Annotated in this window: 15 protein-coding genes and 1 tRNA gene; 10 read left to right on the plus strand and 6 right to left on the minus strand. The window is 67.2% G+C overall.

The features are described 5' to 3' along the window. Positions 1–47: 47 nt before the first annotated feature. On the minus strand, positions 48–251 hold the full coding sequence (locus tag TVH25_RS04530; RefSeq protein ID WP_296549427.1) for a hypothetical protein: 204 nt from the start codon (positions 249–251) through the stop codon (positions 48–50). 237 nt (positions 252–488) lie between these two features. Here TVH25_RS04530 and TVH25_RS04535 point away from each other — a divergent pair, with 237 nt between their 5' ends. Further along, positions 489–731, plus strand: coding sequence for a DUF2630 family protein (locus TVH25_RS04535; protein ID WP_296549428.1), 243 nt, complete (start codon positions 489–491; stop codon positions 729–731). Positions 732–875: 144 nt separating this feature from the next. Here TVH25_RS04535 and TVH25_RS04540 read toward each other — a convergent pair whose 3' ends face one another. Next, complete coding sequence (locus TVH25_RS04540; RefSeq protein WP_296549429.1) at positions 876–1,118, minus strand: acyl carrier protein; 243 nt, start codon at positions 1,116–1,118, stop codon at positions 876–878. Positions 1,119–1,177: 59 nt separating this feature from the next. Continuing rightward, positions 1,178–1,408, minus strand: a complete 231-nt coding sequence (locus TVH25_RS04545; protein ID WP_422423454.1) for a hypothetical protein — start codon at positions 1,406–1,408, stop codon at positions 1,178–1,180. A gap of 199 nt (positions 1,409–1,607) precedes the next feature. Here TVH25_RS04545 and pgm point away from each other — a divergent pair, with 199 nt between their 5' ends. The 5 genes from pgm (at position 1,608) to TVH25_RS04570 (ending at position 6,084) form a co-directional block, all read left to right on the plus strand. After that, complete coding sequence (pgm, locus tag TVH25_RS04550) at positions 1,608–3,236, plus strand: phosphoglucomutase (alpha-D-glucose-1,6-bisphosphate-dependent) (RefSeq protein WP_422423455.1); 1,629 nt, start codon at positions 1,608–1,610, stop codon at positions 3,234–3,236. A gap of 81 nt (positions 3,237–3,317) precedes the next feature. Then, positions 3,318–4,571, plus strand: a complete 1,254-nt coding sequence (locus tag TVH25_RS04555) for an MFS transporter (protein ID WP_422423456.1) — start codon at positions 3,318–3,320, stop codon at positions 4,569–4,571. Positions 4,572–4,581: 10 nt separating this feature from the next. Next, positions 4,582–5,070: a MauE/DoxX family redox-associated membrane protein gene (locus TVH25_RS04560; RefSeq protein ID WP_422423457.1), complete on the plus strand. Its 489-nt coding sequence runs from the start codon at positions 4,582–4,584 to the stop codon at positions 5,068–5,070. Between the two features lie 36 nt (positions 5,071–5,106). Then, positions 5,107–5,853 carry a DsbA family protein gene (locus tag TVH25_RS04565; protein ID WP_422423458.1) on the plus strand — a complete coding sequence of 249 codons (747 nt, stop codon included), beginning with the start codon at positions 5,107–5,109 and terminating at the stop codon, positions 5,851–5,853. A 158-nt stretch (positions 5,854–6,011) separates the two neighbouring features. Continuing rightward, a tRNA-Ala gene (locus TVH25_RS04570) sits at positions 6,012–6,084 on the plus strand. A gap of 128 nt (positions 6,085–6,212) precedes the next feature. Here TVH25_RS04570 and TVH25_RS04575 read toward each other — a convergent pair. Continuing rightward, the gene (locus TVH25_RS04575) at positions 6,213–8,732 is read right to left on the minus strand and encodes an excinuclease ABC subunit UvrA (protein WP_422423459.1); all 2,520 of its coding nucleotides are present in this window, start codon (positions 8,730–8,732) and stop codon (positions 6,213–6,215) included. Positions 8,733–8,985: 253 nt separating this feature from the next. After that, complete coding sequence (locus TVH25_RS04580; protein WP_422423460.1) at positions 8,986–10,755, minus strand: cutinase family protein; 1,770 nt, start codon at positions 10,753–10,755, stop codon at positions 8,986–8,988. A 120-nt stretch (positions 10,756–10,875) separates the two neighbouring features. Here TVH25_RS04580 and TVH25_RS04585 point away from each other — a divergent pair, with 120 nt between their 5' ends. From TVH25_RS04585 to TVH25_RS04600, 4 genes are all read left to right on the plus strand, one after another. Beyond that, positions 10,876–11,091, plus strand: coding sequence for a hypothetical protein (locus tag TVH25_RS04585; RefSeq protein ID WP_296549432.1), 216 nt, complete (start codon positions 10,876–10,878; stop codon positions 11,089–11,091). A 147-nt stretch (positions 11,092–11,238) separates the two neighbouring features. Continuing rightward, a complete protein-coding gene (locus TVH25_RS04590) occupies positions 11,239–12,324 on the plus strand; it encodes an S-(hydroxymethyl)mycothiol dehydrogenase (protein WP_422423461.1) in 1,086 nt (361 codons plus the stop codon). Beyond that, positions 12,321–12,959 carry an MBL fold metallo-hydrolase gene (locus TVH25_RS04595; RefSeq protein WP_422423463.1) on the plus strand — a complete coding sequence of 213 codons (639 nt, stop codon included), beginning with the start codon at positions 12,321–12,323 and terminating at the stop codon, positions 12,957–12,959. Before TVH25_RS04590 ends, TVH25_RS04595 begins: the two co-directional genes overlap by 4 nt. Positions 12,960–13,043: 84 nt before the next feature. Then, positions 13,044–14,066 carry a CobW family GTP-binding protein gene (locus TVH25_RS04600; RefSeq protein WP_296549435.1) on the plus strand — a complete coding sequence of 341 codons (1,023 nt, stop codon included), beginning with the start codon at positions 13,044–13,046 and terminating at the stop codon, positions 14,064–14,066. 13 nt (positions 14,067–14,079) lie between these two features. Here the strand turns inward: TVH25_RS04600 and TVH25_RS04605 are convergent, their stop codons facing one another. Next, the gene (locus TVH25_RS04605; RefSeq protein ID WP_296549436.1) at positions 14,080–15,522 is read right to left on the minus strand and encodes a DEAD/DEAH box helicase; all 1,443 of its coding nucleotides are present in this window, start codon (positions 15,520–15,522) and stop codon (positions 14,080–14,082) included. Between the last annotated feature and the right edge of the window lie 182 nt (positions 15,523–15,704).

The raw sequence follows: 15,704 nt of genomic DNA on the forward strand, positions 1-15,704 counted from the left end.
CCCCCCCGGCGGGGCCCGGCGGCGGGCGGGCCCCTTCCGTGCGTGGGCTACGAGTTACCGCCGCCGCTGTTCTCGCCTCCGCGGGCCTTGGCCTCGGTCGGCTGCGCCTGGGCGCCCTTGCTGCCGGCCTCGCTGGGATCGGCACTGTTCTGGTCGCCGAAGCTTCCGGTGCCGGCCTCGCCTCCGCGACGGGCCTGATCTTCGGTGTCCTCACGATTGCCGAACTGTCCGGGATTGTTCGAATCTGCCACTGGTACAGCTCCTTTCGGATGAACTTCCTGTCTTGCGAGAGCCCTCATTGCGGCTCGTTCGGATCTATACCCGAGTCGCCGGGGCATACACGCGAGACCGGAGATTTTTTTCGGGTCCGGCGCAACGGGGCGTGGGATGCCGCCGTGCATTGGTTGGACAGTGTTTGGCATACACGCCACCGGCTATGCCTTCGGAATGCACTGGTTCGACACGCGCTGTGTAGAAGGAGGCCGACGATGACAGAAGAAGATCTGTTCGGGCGAATCGAACAGTTGGTCCAGCGGGAGCAGGAGTTGCGCAGGCAATCAGGAAGCGACGGGGTCACCGGCGAGGACCGCGAGGAACTGCGCATGGTGGAGCAGCGTCTCGATCAGTGCTGGGATCTGCTGCGGCAACGGCGGGCAAAAGCGGAGTTCGGCGGAGACCCCGACGATGCGGAGCCGCGCCCGGCAGGAGAGGTCGAATCCTACCGTCAATAGGCGCGGTTGTTCGCGTGAAAACGTGTGGCGCACCGCGGTTTACGTGACGAGGACTCTTCGGTCTCGTGATGTGGGCCGACGGGCCCCTCGGCTGGTCGACCCGGGCGGGGACAGCCCGCCCGGGTCTGGATCGGGTTGTGGGGATCAGGACATCGCCGGCCCGGCCTGGGACGAGCCTGTGATCTGCGCGAGGAATTCGTGACAACGACGTGCGCGCTCGGAATCTTCGGCCATGACCTGCTCGAAGAATGCGGCGATGTCGTCGAGGCCGGCATTTTTCGCGTCGCGCACATACTGGCCGTAATCGTGACCGGCCTTGAGCGAGTGGTATTGCACCGAGATCAAATCGAAACTGACGTCGTCGAATCCGGTTTCACCGGTGGCCATGGCTGCCTCCTTGGTCGAGATGGGAACGGTCACGCGCCGCATACCCAGGTGCGGGGCGGCTATGCGGCACCGCCGCGCCCTGCATCCTCGGTGAAGAGTTTCCGCTGTTCTCGCCGCCGCGGGCCTTGGCTTCGGTGGGTTGCGCCTGCGCGCCCCTGCTGCCCGGCCTCGCTGGGATCGGCACTGTTCTTGTCGCCGAATCTTCCGGTGCCGGCTTCGCCACCGCGACGGGCCTGTTCTTCGGTGTCCTCACGGTTGCCGAACTGTCCGGGGTTGTTCGAATCAGGCATCGGTACTTCTCATTTCGGACGATCGTCGTGCCGTACGAGAGCCCTCTCACGGCGTCTCGCCCGCTGCGGTACCCGGCACGTGAGGGGCTGCACCCGCCGTTCGAATCGTGTTCTGTTCGCCCGCGATCAGGGGTGTACCTCGCGCATGCCTCGGCCCACACGGGCAAGATGAGACCTATACCGTCGACGAGGAGGTCACATGGCGCACGAACGAGCGGGGCAGCGGGCGACTGCGGAGGATCTGGAAGACCTCGCACACTTGGTCACCGCGTACTACACCGTGAAACCGGACCCGGAAGACCCACTGCAGCAGGTGGCATTCGGAACGTCCGGGCATCGCGGTTCGAGCCTCGCCGGTGCGTTCAACGAAGACCACATCCTCGCCACCACGCAGGCGATCGTCGAATACCGGGCGGGGCAGGGCACCGGGGGACCGCTGTTCCTCGGCCGCGACACGCATGCACTGTCCGAGCCCGCGTGGGCGACCGCGCTCGAGGTGCTCGTCGCCAACGACGTCGAAGTCGTCATCGATTCCCGCGATCGTTACACCCCGACGCCTGCGGTCAGCCATGCGATCCTGCGGCACAACGCAGGGGCAGGCCACCGTGCCGACGGGATCGTGGTGACCCCCTCCCACAACCCTCCGCGCGACGGCGGCTTCAAGTACAACCCGCCGTCGGGTGGTCCTGCCGACAGTGACGCGACCTCGGCGATCGCGGCACGCGCCAACGAACTTCTCGCCGCCGGACTCGCCGGTGTGAAACGCGTTTCGCTGGCTTCCGCCCTGGGCGGAGCAGGGCGATACGACTTCCTCGCGACCTATATCGACGACCTGCCGAACGTCGTCGACCTCGGTGCGATCCGCGCCGCGGGACTGCGCATCGGTGCCGACCCCATGGGCGGCGCGAGCGTCGACTACTGGGGCGAAATCGCCGAACGGCACGATCTGGACCTGACCGTCGTCAACCCCCTGGTCGACGGAACCTGGCGTTTCATGACACTCGACACCGACGGCAAGATCCGCATGGACTGCTCGTCGCCCAATGCGATGGCGTCCATGATCGAAGCCCGTCACGATTTCGACCTGGCGACCGGCAACGACGCCGACGCCGACCGGCACGGCATCGTCACTCCGGACGCCGGTCTGCTCAATCCGAACCACTACCTCGCGGTGGCCATCGACTACCTGTTCCGCAACCGGCCCGGGTGGTCGGCCGAAAGCAAGGTCGGCAAGACGCTGGTCAGCTCGTCGATGATCGACCGGGTCGCCTCGGGTCTCGGCCGGTCGCTGCTCGAGGTACCGGTCGGCTTCAAGTGGTTCGTGCCCGGCCTGCTCGACGGCTCGCTGGGTTTCGGAGGCGAGGAGAGCGCGGGTGCGTCGTTCCTCCGGCACGACGGCTCGGTCTGGACCACCGACAAGGACGGCATCGTCCTGGCTCTGCTCGCCGCCGAGATCACCGCCGTCGCGGGCAAGAGCCCCTCGCAGTATTACGGAGACCTCGCGGCCCGCTACGGCAGTCCGTCGTACGCCCGGGTCGACGCACCGGCGACGCGCGACCAGAAGGCGGTGCTCGCGAAACTGTCTCCCGACCAGGTCGACGCCACCGAACTCGCCGGCGAGCCGATCACCGCGACGCTCACCACCGCCCCGGGCAACGGGGCCCCTATCGGTGGCCTGAAGGTGACCACGGAGAACGCATGGTTCGCGGCCCGGCCCTCCGGGACCGAGGACGTGTACAAGATCTATGCGGAGTCCTTCCGGGGACCGGAGCATCTCGCGGAGGTGCAGCAGGCGGCCCGGGACCTCGTGTCGTCGGTCCTATCCTGATCGGTCCCGTCCCGGCCGGCGTGCGGCGCGGAGATCCGCAGCGCCGGCCGGGTCGTGCGCGTAGCTAACATCGTGGGCATCATGCGTACACGTGAGGCGGCGTTGCCGCGGGAGATCTGGGTTCTGGTCGCGGCGAGTTTCGTCATCGCGCTCGGCTTCGGGCTCGTCGCCCCGGCACTCCCGCAATTCGCGCGCAGCTTCGACGTGGGAGTGACCGCCGCATCGGTCGTGATCTCGGCGTTCGCCGCGATGCGCCTGATATTCGCCCCGTTCAGCGGGCGGCTCGTCCAGAAGCTGGGGGAGCGGCCCATCTACATCACGGGACTGCTCATCGTGGCCGTCTCGACCGGCGCGTGTGCCTTTGCGGAAACCTACTGGCAGCTGCTCGTCTTCCGGGGGCTCGGCGGTATCGGCTCCACGATGTTCACGGTGTCGGCACTGGGCCTGCTGGTGCGTATCGCGCCGCCCGATGCCCGTGGTCGCGTCTCGGGCCTGTACGCCACCAGCTTCCTGCTCGGCAACATCTTCGGTCCTCTGGTGGGCGGTGCACTCACCGGACTCGGGCTCCGCGCCCCGTTCCTCATCTACGCGGTGGCCCTGCTGATCGCCGCGGCCGTCGTGGGTGTGCAGTTGCGCTCGTCGCATCTCGCGCAGCCCGGCAAAGGTGAAGAACTGCGGGTGATGGGGCTGCGCGAAGCGCTCGGCTCCCCGATCTACCGTGCCGCGCTCGGTTCGAACTTCGCGAACGGCTGGGTGGTCTTCGGTGTCCGTGTCGCCATGGTGCCGCTCTTCGTGGTGGAAGCCCTCGAGCAGGGTGAGGCGTTCGCCGGCGTGGCACTGACCGCGTTCGCCGTGGGCAACGCTGTCGTCCTGATCCGATCCGGGCGCTGGTCCGACCGCTACGGACGACGGCCCTTCGTGCTCGCCGGGCTCCTGGTGTGTGGTGTCTCGACGATCGTGATGGGCCTGACCGAGAGTGTGGCGCTGTTCCTCGTCACCTCGTTCGTAGCCGGTATGGGATCGGGATTGTCGAACCCGTCGCAGCAGGCCGCGGTGGCCGATGTGGTGGGCAGCAAGGCCCGCGGCGGCCCCGTACTTGCGACCTTCCAGATGACGGCGGACATCGGCACCGTGATCGGGCCGATCGTGGCAGGTCTGCTCGCCCAGCACCTGTCGTTCTCCGCCGCGTTCACTGCCACCGGCATGATCATGTTGATCGCCGCGATTCCGTGGTTCTTCGCCGGACGCTCGCGCGACGCGGCACCCGCCGCCGACGACGTGAGCAACGACGGCGGCGTGAGCAACGACACTGGCAGCCGAGCACAGGATCGGTAGTGTCGAAACGGTGTGGATTCGTATCGTCTCGACGGTCGCGCGTGTAGGTCTCGCAGCCGTCTGGCTGGTCTCAGGGTGGATCAAATTCTCCGACCCCACCCAGACCGTGGTGGCGGTACGGGCGTACCAACTCCTTCCCGCCGACCTGGTGCGGCCGTTCGCCGCAGTCTTCCCGGTGGTCGAACTCATCCTGGGACTGTTGCTGCTCATCGGGCTGGCGGTACGCCCGGCGGCGGTGGCGAGTGCGATAGGCCTGGTAGTGCTCATCGCGGCGATTGCCTCGGCATGGGCTCGCGGCCTGTCGATCGACTGCGGATGCTTCGGTGGTGGTGGCGTCGTCGCCGACGTCGGCGCCTGGGATTACGCCTCCGAGATCCTGCGAGACCTGGGATTCCTCGCGGCAGCCGTCTGGCTCATGGTGTTCCCGCGCACACCCGCCGCGCTGGGCCCCGGATCGCGGACGCTCTCAGTGCGTCCTCAGCCCACAGTGGCAGAGTGAACCCGGACATTCTCCGACGAACAAAGGGCAGAAGTCGTGAATGCGAAGAAGGTCAAACCGGTGAAGTACACGCCGGAACCGACGTCGAACAAGTTCACCTACATCCTCGGCGGCGTCGCTGTCGTGGTGATCGCCGCGCTCGTCATCGGCGGCGTGCTGTGGACCTCGGGCGGTAGTGACGCCCGGAACGACGGATACGGAACGGTGCAGAACGCCGCGGTGGAGGTGGGCCTCGACGACGGAGCGATCCTCCTCGGTCGGCCCGATGCCGCGGCCACCATCGATCTGTACGAAGACCCGATGTGCCCGTACTGCGCCGAACTCGAGCACAAGCACTCGCAGGAACTCGCCCAGGCGATCGACAACGGCGAGGTTGCTGTCCGGTACCACATCCTTGCGTTCCTCGACCGGCTGTCCAGCAGCGGCGATTACTCGACACGTTCTGTGGCCGCAGCGCAGTGCGTCGCGGAAAGCGGTGACGCGGTGGTCTTCTCCAAGTTCCACGACACGCTCCTCTCGCCCGATACGCAGCCGGCGGAGGGCGGCGACAGCGACCTCGACAACGCTGCACTCGCGCAACTGGCACGCGATGCGGGCGCATCCGACGAAACCGTGCAGTGCATCGCCGACGGAGCCCGCGTGGAGCAGGCGGCCGCCGACGCGGAGGCTGGTCGGCAGAAGCTTGCTACGACCGGCGCGACCGGCACGCCTGCCGTGATCTACAACGGCACCGTCATCGATGCCCTCGGCAACGAGAACTGGATCGCCGAACTGTCCGGATAGCGGCGCGGGGGGGGGGGGGGGGGGGGGCGGGGGGGGTGCCCCGGTCTGGGGGCCTCCCACCGTTCCCCCGCCGACCAGGCGATTTGTTGGCGGCGAGCGCAATGGTGTAACTTTCTTTCAGCGCACGGGGTTGCCCCCGACGCGCAGAAAATGGATACGGGGCTATGGCGCAGCTGGTAGCGCACCACACTGGCAGTGTGGGGGTCAGGGGTTCGAGTCCCCTTAGCTCCACGTAACCCGAACACAAACTTGCCCCCCCCGATGGCGGGGCAAGTTTCGTTTGTGGGTGGGTCGATGAGGTCGACTCGTTCATCGCTCACCGTGCACCCCGTAGTCAGCTTCGCGGAGTCGCCGCCACTTCAGAGATACCGGCCCGTGATGCTGTCAGCGTCCGCGGCGATCTCGTCCGGCGTTCCCGTGGCGGTGATGCGTCCCCCTGAGGTGCCCCCTCCCGGACCGAGGTCGATCACGTAGTCGGCGTTGCGGATCATGTCGAGATCGTGCTCGATGATGACGACGGTGGCGCCGCGGACGAGGAGACGGTCGAGCACACGGAGGAGCGTCTGCACGTCGAGGGGATGCAGTCCGATCGAGGGCTCGTCCAGCACGAACAGGGTGTCGTGCTGATCTCGGTCGATGTCGGCGGAGAGCTTGAGCCGTTGTGCCTCGCCACCGGAAAGGGTGGTGGTCGCTTCACCGAGGGTGAGATACCCGAGGCCGAGGTCCGCGAGCACCCGGAGCCGCCTGTGCACCTTTCTGAGGTCGGCGAGTTCGGGAAGGGCCTGTTCGATGGTGAGCCGGAGCACCGCGGGTAGCGAGAGTGCTTCTCGTTGCTCTCCGTCGGCATGGGGCACGGTGCGGACGATGTCGTGGGCGGCGGCGTTGTAGCGGGCCCCCTCGCATCCGGGACAGACGATGTCGACGTCGGGAAGGAACTGCACGTCGAGAGAGATCTGCCCGGTGCCGTCGCAGTCCGGGCACCGCAACGACCCGGTGTTGTAGGAGAAATCGCCGGCTTTCAGGCCGCGTTCCTTCGCGTCGGGCGTGGCGGCGTATGCGCGCCGCAACTCGTCGAGGACGCCGCTGTAGGTGGCCACGGTCGAACGGACGTTCAGTCCGATGGGCGCGGCGTCGACAACCGCGACGCTGCCGATGCCGGCGGGATCGATAGTCGCCACGTGTGAGGGAAGCTTCTTCCCCGCGGCGACCGCGGTGAGGGCCGGGACGAGGCTCTCGAGGATCACGGTCGTCTTACCCGAACCGGACACGCCCGTCACGGCGGTGAGCCTTCCTTTGGGCAGGTCGACGTCGAGGGCATGGACCGTGTGGATCGGGGTGGTGGACATCCGGATATGCCCGTGATCGAACACCGCACCGGCCTCGGCCCGTGAACGGACACGCTCGTGCACCGTGTCCGTGAGGAACGGCGCGATACGGGACCGATCGTTGCCCTCGAGTTCCGGCAGCGTGCTGGACGCGATGACGGTGCCGCCCTCTGCGCCGGAGCCGGGACCGATCTCGATGAGCCAGTCCGCTTCCCGGAGGACCTGGGTGTCGTGGTCTACGACCACGACGGAGTTCCCGTCCGCGAGCAGCTTCCTGATGACCGCGATGAGCCCGTCGATGTTGGACGGGTGCATCCCGATGGAGGGCTCGTCGAGCACGTACAGAACGCCGGTGGTGCGATTGCGGACGGCGCGCGAGAGCTGCACGCGCTGACGTTCCCCCGTGGAGAGAGTCGACGACGCGCGGTCGAGGGTGAGGTAGCCCAGCCCGAGGCCGAGCAGCATCCGGGCGGTCTCGACCATCTGGGTGACGATGCTGTCCGCCATCGCCGTCATGTCCGCGGGCACGAGGGCCGGGAGAGTCCGAACCCAGGCCGTGACGTCTTCCAGGGTTTTCGCTGTCGCGTCGGCGAGGGATATTCCGTCGACGAGAGTCGAGCGGGCCCGGGTGCTGAGTCTCGTGCCCTCGCAGGCCGGGCAGGTCTGCACGCTCAGGAATCGCTCGATCCGTCCGAGGCCCTTCTCCGTCTCCGCCTTCTTCAACGCTTCGACGACGGACTGGTGGGCATTGCGGTAGGTGACGTTGAGGTCGAACAGCTTCCCGTTCTTCGACGGGTACAGGATCGAGCGCTTCTCCTCCGGGCCGGCGAACACGATCTTCCGTTCCTGCTCGGTGAGTTCGGCGAACGGCACCGTGGTGCGGACACCCATCTCGGCGACAACTTTCGGGTTCGCCACGAGTCCGAACATGCCCCAGGGCGCGACCGCGCCCTCGTCGATGGTCAGCGACTCGTCCGGGACCAGGGTGGTGTCGTCGACGTCGCGCACGATGCCGGTACCGCCACAACGCTCGCACGCGCCTTCGCTGTTGAACGCGAAGGACTCGGCGCTCGGCGGGCCGAACACGACCCCGCACACCGGGCAGGTCAGTGGCAGATCGCGGGCGACATCGATCGTGGGTTCCATCAGGTGCCCGTTGGGACACCGATGGTGGCCGAGGCGGGAGAAGATCAACCGGAGGCTGTTCAGCAGCTCTGTGGAGGTTCCGAACGTGGATCGCACGCCGGGGATCGCGGGCCGCTGGCGGAGTGCGAGCGCGGCGGGGACGTGCTCGACGCTGTCGACTGCCGCGCGCGTTGCCTGCGTCAGCCGCCGACGCGTGTACGTGGACAGCGCCTCGAGATAGCGTCGCGATCCTTCCGCGTAGAGCACCCCTAGAGCGAACGACGATTTTCCGGATCCGGAGACGCCCGCGATGGAGACGAGCGTGTTCAGCGGTAGATCTACGTCGATGTGCCGCAGGTTGTTCACGTGCGCGCCACGCACGCGAATCGAGGTGGGGAGGGAACTCTGCGGTTCGTCGTGCTCGGCCATGCTGTGAGTCCCTCCGCGCAGGCGGTGAAGAAGCAGCCGCCTCGCCGACCCTTCTGGTCAGGGGAGCGCGCTGTCGAGACTGCCGGTAAGGGATTCCGTCCGGAACACCTACCGGTGTCAGGATTCGGACCGGTCTTTCCTCACGGTACTGGAGCCGATGAAAAAACTCGGCGCCAGGACTCGCGGTACGGCCGCGGCGCTCGGGGGAGGCCGGGGTCGAAGCTGCGAGTACTGGCGCCGAGTTACCGGGTGGTCAGGAAACGGGCTGCGGCGACGGGGTCGTCGTAGGCACCGTCGTGGTGGCCGGGGCGGTGGTGCCCGTCGGCTGCTCCGTCGTCGGCTCACCGGTGGTCGGCTGACCGGCGGTGGTCTCGCCCGTCGCCGGCGCCGGCGCGCCGGCACCTTCGGGAGCGGGAACTGTGCCCGGAGCCGGTGCCACGACGGGCGGCGTGCCGGACGGTGCGGCCGGTGCGGGGGCGACGCTCGGTGCGGGAGCACCCGGTGCCGGAGCGGAGGGTGCGGGTACAGCGCCGTCCTGTGTCGGCGAGGTGTCCGTCTGCTTGGTGGGAGCGGGCGCGGGTGCCGTCTCGGAGGTCTCCGTGGTCTCGGAGGTTTCCGCAGCCTCGGCGGCGGCCATCATCCGCATCGCCTTGGCTTCGGCGTCGGTGGACACGGGCTTGCCCTGCTTGGCCTGTTCGGCGAGGTGGATGAGCCATGCGGCCGCATAGTCGACGGTACTGGTGCCCTTACCGTCGATGTCGTCGTCCCAGTAGTCGAAGTGGTGACCGTAATGGTCGTCCGTCTCCTTGTTGTAACCGAAGGTCTGGTCGTACGGGTCGCTCATGATCACCCCGAGGGTGTTCTGGTTGCTCCGCACGAATCCGATGACCTCCTTGAGGAGCTTCTCCGGGAGGTACGCGAGGTTGGCCAGGCGGTCCGCCGGGATGGGTGCGGAGCCGTCGGCTGCGGCCGGCGTGGTCTTGGGAGCCGCCGGGACGTAGTCGGGGTCGGACACCTTGATCAGAACGTCGAGGAACGTCTCGTCCGAACGCATCCAGTCCTCGTTGGCGGAGACATCGGCGAGTGCGAGCAGCGCGACGCGGCCGACGACCTGCGCGAGGTCGGCGCCGGTGGCGGGGGACAGCCCCTCCCGCTCGAATGCATCGCCGTTGACCTGACGGCCGAGGTTGACCAGCAGTTCGATCAGGGCGATGTTGTCGGGCGTCGAGCACGCGAAGTCGCCCTCGGAGCAGAAGGAGGCAACCTTGCCGTCCAGATAGCCGAACTCGCCGCCCGTTCCGGGCAGCACTCCGCCACCGGGAGCGGTACCCGCGCCCGGCTCGTAGGGGCGGTCGAAGCCGTCGGGGTTGCTGGGATCCTCGGCGCCCGGGAAGAATCCTCCGTCGACGCCGCGGCCGGCGTCGGACAGAATGACGACTCCCGTGACCGCAGAAGGATCGCCGTTGGGCCAGGTGCCGTCCGGGTTCTGCGTCTGGTTACCGATCTGCATCGCCGCACGCCGGGCGACATCCGCGCCTTCGCTGAAGCCGACGATGGCGAACTGCGTATCGGGGCACGAGGCCTGGATCGCCTTCATGACCTTGATGGTGTTGTCGGCGCCCGTGTTCACGGCGTCTTCGTAGCTCGACAGGTCGGCGGGGTACTCGACGTAGATCGCCGCGTACCCGTTCTCGCCCTCGTGGTCCTTGAGCGGTGCGTTGATCACCGGATCCACCCAGTGGCTCCGGTACGCGCCCTGCTGCGCCGCGGGCAACCTGTTGCCCTTCTCGTCGACGAGCATCTTGGTCTGGTCGCGGGGGGTGTCTCCACGTCCGCCGACGCCGATGCTGACCATGTCGTGGCAGTCGGCTGTCGAGGCCATACCCACCAGCGCGGGATCGGCGACGGTGGGCGGGGTCGGTTGCGGCCACGCGATGGCGACTGCCGCCGCGACCCCGAGCGCGAGAGGCGCGAGCACGCCCGCGAAAATCTTGCCGCGTGACGGCGACGTTCCATTAGCCATGGGCTTTTCCAATCCGTTTCACCTGTCGAACATCCGGTGCGAGGATGCGGGCGGGTCACATCACACGTCGTACAAACCCGTCCCCGTGTTACATCGAAGCCCGCGGCGAAGGAGAGGCGCATGGACACCTCCGACGGCTCGTCCGGGACCGAGTTCCCGGCCGCGATGGGAAAGGTGTCTCGACGCGCCCTGTCCGAGCACGGATATACGCGGTTCGACCACCTGACCTCGGTTACGCCGAAAGAACTGCTGACCATCCACGGTGTCGGCCCGAAGGCGATCCGCATTCTGGGTGAGGAACTCGCCGCACGAGGTCTGCGCTTCCGGGAAGCGTGATCCGGGTTCCGAGTTCGTCCGCCGGGCTGCCCGTTCCGATCTTTCAGCCGGTCGGGCTCGTCCTCGACGACGCATCGGGGCCTGCCGAGAGGCGATAGGGTCGATATCACCGATCGGCGCGAGCCACAGTACGAAGGAGACATCACCATGTCGCAGACAGTCCGCGGAGTTATCGCACGCGCGAAGGGAGCCCCCGTCGAGGTCGTCCCCATCGTGATACCCGATCCCGGGCCGGGCGAAGTCGTCGTCGCGATCGCTGCGTGCGGTGTGTGCCACACGGATCTGCACTACCGCGAGGGTGGAATCAACGACGAGTTCCCGTTCCTGCTCGGACACGAAGCGGCAGGTGTCGTCGAATCGGTCGGCGAAGGTGTCGAGTCGGTCGCCGTGGGCGATTTCGTGGTCCTGAACTGGCGTGCCGTGTGCGGGCAGTGCCGCGCGTGTAAGCGTGGTCAGCCCCAGTACTGCTTCTCGACGTTCAACGCCACCCAGAAGATGACCCTCGAGGACGGCACGGAACTGAGCCCTGCGCTGGGTATCGGCGCGTTTGCCGACAAGACCCTCGTGCACGCCGGCCAGTGCACCAAGGTCGATCCGAGCGCGGATCCCGCCGTGGTGGGCCTGCTCGGCTGCGGCGTGATGGCGGGCCTCGGTGCCGCCGTGAATACGGGCGGCGTGACGCGCGGCCAGTCGGTCGCGGTCATCGGCTGCGGCGGCGGCGGCGACGCCGCGATCATGGGTGCCCGGCTCGCCGGCGCCGGCAAGATCATCGCCGTCGACCGCGACGACAAGAAGCTCGAGTGGGCCACCGACTTGGGAGCGACCCACACGATCAACTCCACCTCGACCGACGCGGTCGAGGCGATCAAGGAGATCACCGGCGGCTTCGGTGCCGACGTCGTGATCGACGCCGTCGGTCGCCCGGAGACTTACAAGCAGGCCTTCTACGCCCGCGACCTGGCGGGCACCGTCGTTCTGGTGGGTGTTCCGACTCCGGACATGACCCTCGAGATGCCGCTCATCGACTTCTTCTCGCACGGCGGCTCCCTCAAGAGCTCGTGGTACGGGGATTGCCTGCCCGAACGTGACTTCCCGACGTACGTCGACCTGTACCAGCAGGGACGTCTGCCCCTCGAGAAGTTCGTCACCGAACGTATCGGCATCGACGATGTCGAGAAGGCGTTCGAGACCATGCACCGCGGTGAGGTTCTCCGATCGGTGGTGGTCTTGTGAGCACCGTGTCCCCGATCCGGGTGGATCGGGTCGTCACCCGCGGGATCTTCGCCCTCGACGGAGGGGAGTGGGAAGTCGACAACAACATCTGGCTGGTCGGCAACGACGACGAGGTGGTGGTGATCGACGCCGCGCACACAGCGCAGCCGATCATCGATGCCGTCGGCGGCCGCAACGTGGTGGCGATCGTCTGCACCCACGCGCACAACGATCACATCACCGTCGCACCCGAGCTGTCGGACAAGCTCGACGCGCCGATCCTCCTCAACCCCGCAGACGACATGCTCTGGGAGATGACCCACCCGGGCGTCGCCCACGGCACAATCGAAGACGGGCAACGGATCTCGGTGGCGGGTACCGACATTCAGACGATCGCGACACCGGGTCACTCACCGGGTTCGGTCTGCCTGTACCTGCCCGAAGCCGGCGAATTGTTCACCGGCGACACGTTGTTCTCGGGCGGCCCGGGTGCGACCGGACGCTCCTTCTCGGATTTCCCGACGATCATCGGGTCGATCCGCGACAAACTGCTCGCGCTGCCCGCCGAGACCACGGTGCACACCGGGCACGGTGACGGAACCACGATCGGCACGGAGTCTCCGCACCTCGAAGAGTGGATCAAGCGGGGTAGCTGACACCCGTCGCGGGTGGTTCCGGGGCCGGACCGCCGCCGGAACCACCCGCGTGAGCGCCGTAGTGCTCGCCGCTACCCTCACCGTATGGCGAAGAAGCAGATACCGGTGGTGGTGGTCGCCGGGTTCCTCGGCTCGGGAAAGACGACCCTCCTCAACCATCTCCTGCGCAACACTCGCGGCGCGCGGATCGGTGTGATCGTCAACGATTTCGGCTCGGTCAACATCGACTCGATGATGGTGGCCGGCCAGGTCGACTCGATGGTCTCGCTCAGCAACGGATGCCTGTGCTGCGCAGTCGATGTCAGCGACATGGATGCGATGCTCGACCGGCTCGCCCATCGGTCGTCGGATCTCGATGTCATCGTCGTCGAAGCCAGCGGTCTCGCCGAACCCCGGAACATGATCCGTCTCGTCGTCGGGTCGGAGAATCCGTTCGTCACCTACGGCGGCCTCGTACTCGTTGTCGACGCCGTGGAATTCGACGGGGTCCGGGCAGCACATCCCGAGATCGAACAGCACGTCGCGCTCGCAGACCTGGTGCTGCTCAACAAAACCGACCGTATCGACAGCAACGCGCACGACGACCTGCTCGGCGTGTTGTGCGGTCTCAACTCCCGCGCCGCCGTCGTCTCGACCGAGCACGCGCGGATCGATCCGGCTCTGCTGTTCGACATACCCGACCGGCCCGAACCGCAGCCGGGCGAACAACTCACCCTCGACCGGTTGCTCTACCCGGAAGACGAGCACGACCACGTGCATCTGCACGACGGGTACAACGCCGTCACGTTCGAGACCCGGGACGCACTACACCCCCGCGCGCTGGTCGATTTTCTCGAGAACCAGCCCGCAGGGGTGTTTCGTATCAAAGGCTATGTGCGCGTCGCCGCCGGACTACGAGTGAGCACGTACCTGGTGCACACGGTGGGCGATCACATCCGGTTCGAACCCGTCGGCCGCGGCGAGAGCGTCCCCGACTGCACCACATTGGTGGTGATCGGTGCCGATCTCGACACGGACGCTGTCCGCGAACGATTGACGGGATGCATTGCGACCGAACCGGTGTCGGGCGACGCACTGTACGCCGTCCACCGGTTCACGCCACGCTGAACCCGGCTGGGGATCAGCGCGGGGTAGCAGTCGGGCGCGTCGAACGACGACGACCGGTGGCAGCGACTCCGCCGTGTCCGGTCGAGGAACGCTGTCCGGCCGGCGCACCCTGGCGGGTGGCGGAACCGGCGCCCTGACGGGACGAGGAACCCTGACGGGACGAGGAACCCGAGCCCTGACGTGCTGCGCCGCCCTGGGACGGGGTGCGGCGGCGTCCGCCGGCGGACCCACCGGACCGCTGCGGACGCGACGTACCGGTGGCCTGAGCCTGGACCGGCTTCGGCGCGACATACGGAGCGATTTCACCGACGAGCGCGAGAACGTGCTCGGAGTTCGCCGTCGACTTGATCGGCGTGACGTTGATCGCGGCCTTCCGCATGATGACGGCGAGATCCCTGCGCTGGTCCGGAAGGACGAGCGTGACGACGTCGCCGGCGCTTCCGGCGCGCGCGGTGCGACCCGAACGGTGCAGGTATGCCTTGTGCTCGGCCGGCGGATCCACGTGGACGACGAGTTCGACGTCGTCGACGTGCACGCCGCGGGCCGCGACGTCGGTGGCCACGAGAACCCGTGCCTCACCCGACGAGAACGCTGCGAGGTTCCGGTCGCGAGCGTTCTGCGACAGGTTGCCGTGCAGATCGACCGCCGGGATTCCCGAGTCGGTGAGCTGCTTGGCCAGCTTGCGGGCCTGATGCTTGGTGCGCATGAACAGGATTCGGCGTCCGTTGCCCGAGGCAAGGGTGCGAATGAGATCCTTCTTGGCGTCGACGCCGGCCACATCGAAGATGTGGTGCGTCATCGCCGCGACGGGGGAGTTCGCCTCGTCGACCGAGTGCATCACCTGGTTGTGGAGGAAGCGCTTGACGAGCTTGTCGACTCCGTTGTCCAGGGTCGCCGAAAACAGAAGGCGCTGGCCGTTGCTCGGCGTTGCGTTCATGATGCGCGTGACGCCCGGGAGGAAGCCGAGATCGGCCATGTGGTCGGCCTCGTCGAGCACCGTGATCTCGATCGCGTCGAGCGAGACGAACTTCTGGCGCATGAGATCTTCGAGGCGTCCCGGGCAGGCGATGACGATGTCGACGCCGCGGCGCAGGGCCTCGACCTGGCGGCTCTGCGACACGCCACCGAAGATCGTGGTCACCCGAAGGCCGGACGCATGCGCGAGAGGCTCGACGACCGCTGCAATCTGCGTTGCGAGTTCGCGGGTGGGCGCAAGTACGAGGCCGCGGGGACGGCCCGCAGCGCGGGTGGAGCCACCGGCGAGACGCGCGGTGAGGGGGATCGAGAAAGCAAGGGTCTTACCGCTACCCGTACGGCCGCGGCCGAGCACGTCGCGTCCCGCGAGCGTGTCGGGGAGGGTGTCGACCTGGATCGGGAAGGGGCTGGTGATTCCGGAGTCACTCAACGTAGCGACGAGAGGACGGGGAACACCGAGATCGGAAAAAGATGTGGTCATAGAACAGCGCTGCCTTTCACTGCGGCGTGTGTGCACTCGACGGGAAGTGTTCCCGTGGTGCTGACGTGATCGCCGCAAGGAAAGCCGGTGCGTGTGCAGAGAGCTGCAGTATGCATGCGGGTCGGGCACGATCCCGATCCCGCCGGTATCCCACGACGGTGGGTGTCTTCGTGACACCCGAA

This window comes from Rhodococcus sp. 7Tela_A2 (genome assembly GCF_049311045.1).
Lineage (GTDB): Bacteria > Actinomycetota > Actinomycetes > Mycobacteriales > Mycobacteriaceae > Rhodococcus.

Bases quoted from the DNA above. Each gene is read 5' to 3' on its own strand.
- pgm (WP_422423455.1), top strand. From the start codon at position 1,608: ATGGCGCACGAACGAGCGGGGCAGCGGGCGACTGCGGAGGATCTGGAA.
- TVH25_RS04585 (WP_296549432.1), top strand. From the start codon at position 10,876: ATGGACACCTCCGACGGCTCGTCCGGGACCGAGTTCCCGGCCGCGATG.
- TVH25_RS04575 (WP_422423459.1), bottom strand. From the start codon at position 8,732: ATGGCCGAGCACGACGAACCGCAGAGTTCCCTCCCCACCTCGATTCGC.
- TVH25_RS04555 (WP_422423456.1), top strand. From the start codon at position 3,318: ATGCGTACACGTGAGGCGGCGTTGCCGCGGGAGATCTGGGTTCTGGTC.
- TVH25_RS04605 (WP_296549436.1), bottom strand. From the start codon at position 15,522: ATGACCACATCTTTTTCCGATCTCGGTGTTCCCCGTCCTCTCGTCGCT.
- TVH25_RS04540 (WP_296549429.1), bottom strand. From the start codon at position 1,118: ATGGCCACCGGTGAAACCGGATTCGACGACGTCAGTTTCGATTTGATC.
- TVH25_RS04545 (WP_422423454.1), bottom strand. From the start codon at position 1,408: ATGCCTGATTCGAACAACCCCGGACAGTTCGGCAACCGTGAGGACACC.
- TVH25_RS04580 (WP_422423460.1), bottom strand. From the start codon at position 10,755: ATGGCTAATGGAACGTCGCCGTCACGCGGCAAGATTTTCGCGGGCGTG.
- TVH25_RS04535 (WP_296549428.1), top strand. From the start codon at position 489: ATGACAGAAGAAGATCTGTTCGGGCGAATCGAACAGTTGGTCCAGCGG.
- TVH25_RS04600 (WP_296549435.1), top strand. From the start codon at position 13,044: ATGGCGAAGAAGCAGATACCGGTGGTGGTGGTCGCCGGGTTCCTCGGC.
- TVH25_RS04590 (WP_422423461.1), top strand. From the start codon at position 11,239: ATGTCGCAGACAGTCCGCGGAGTTATCGCACGCGCGAAGGGAGCCCCC.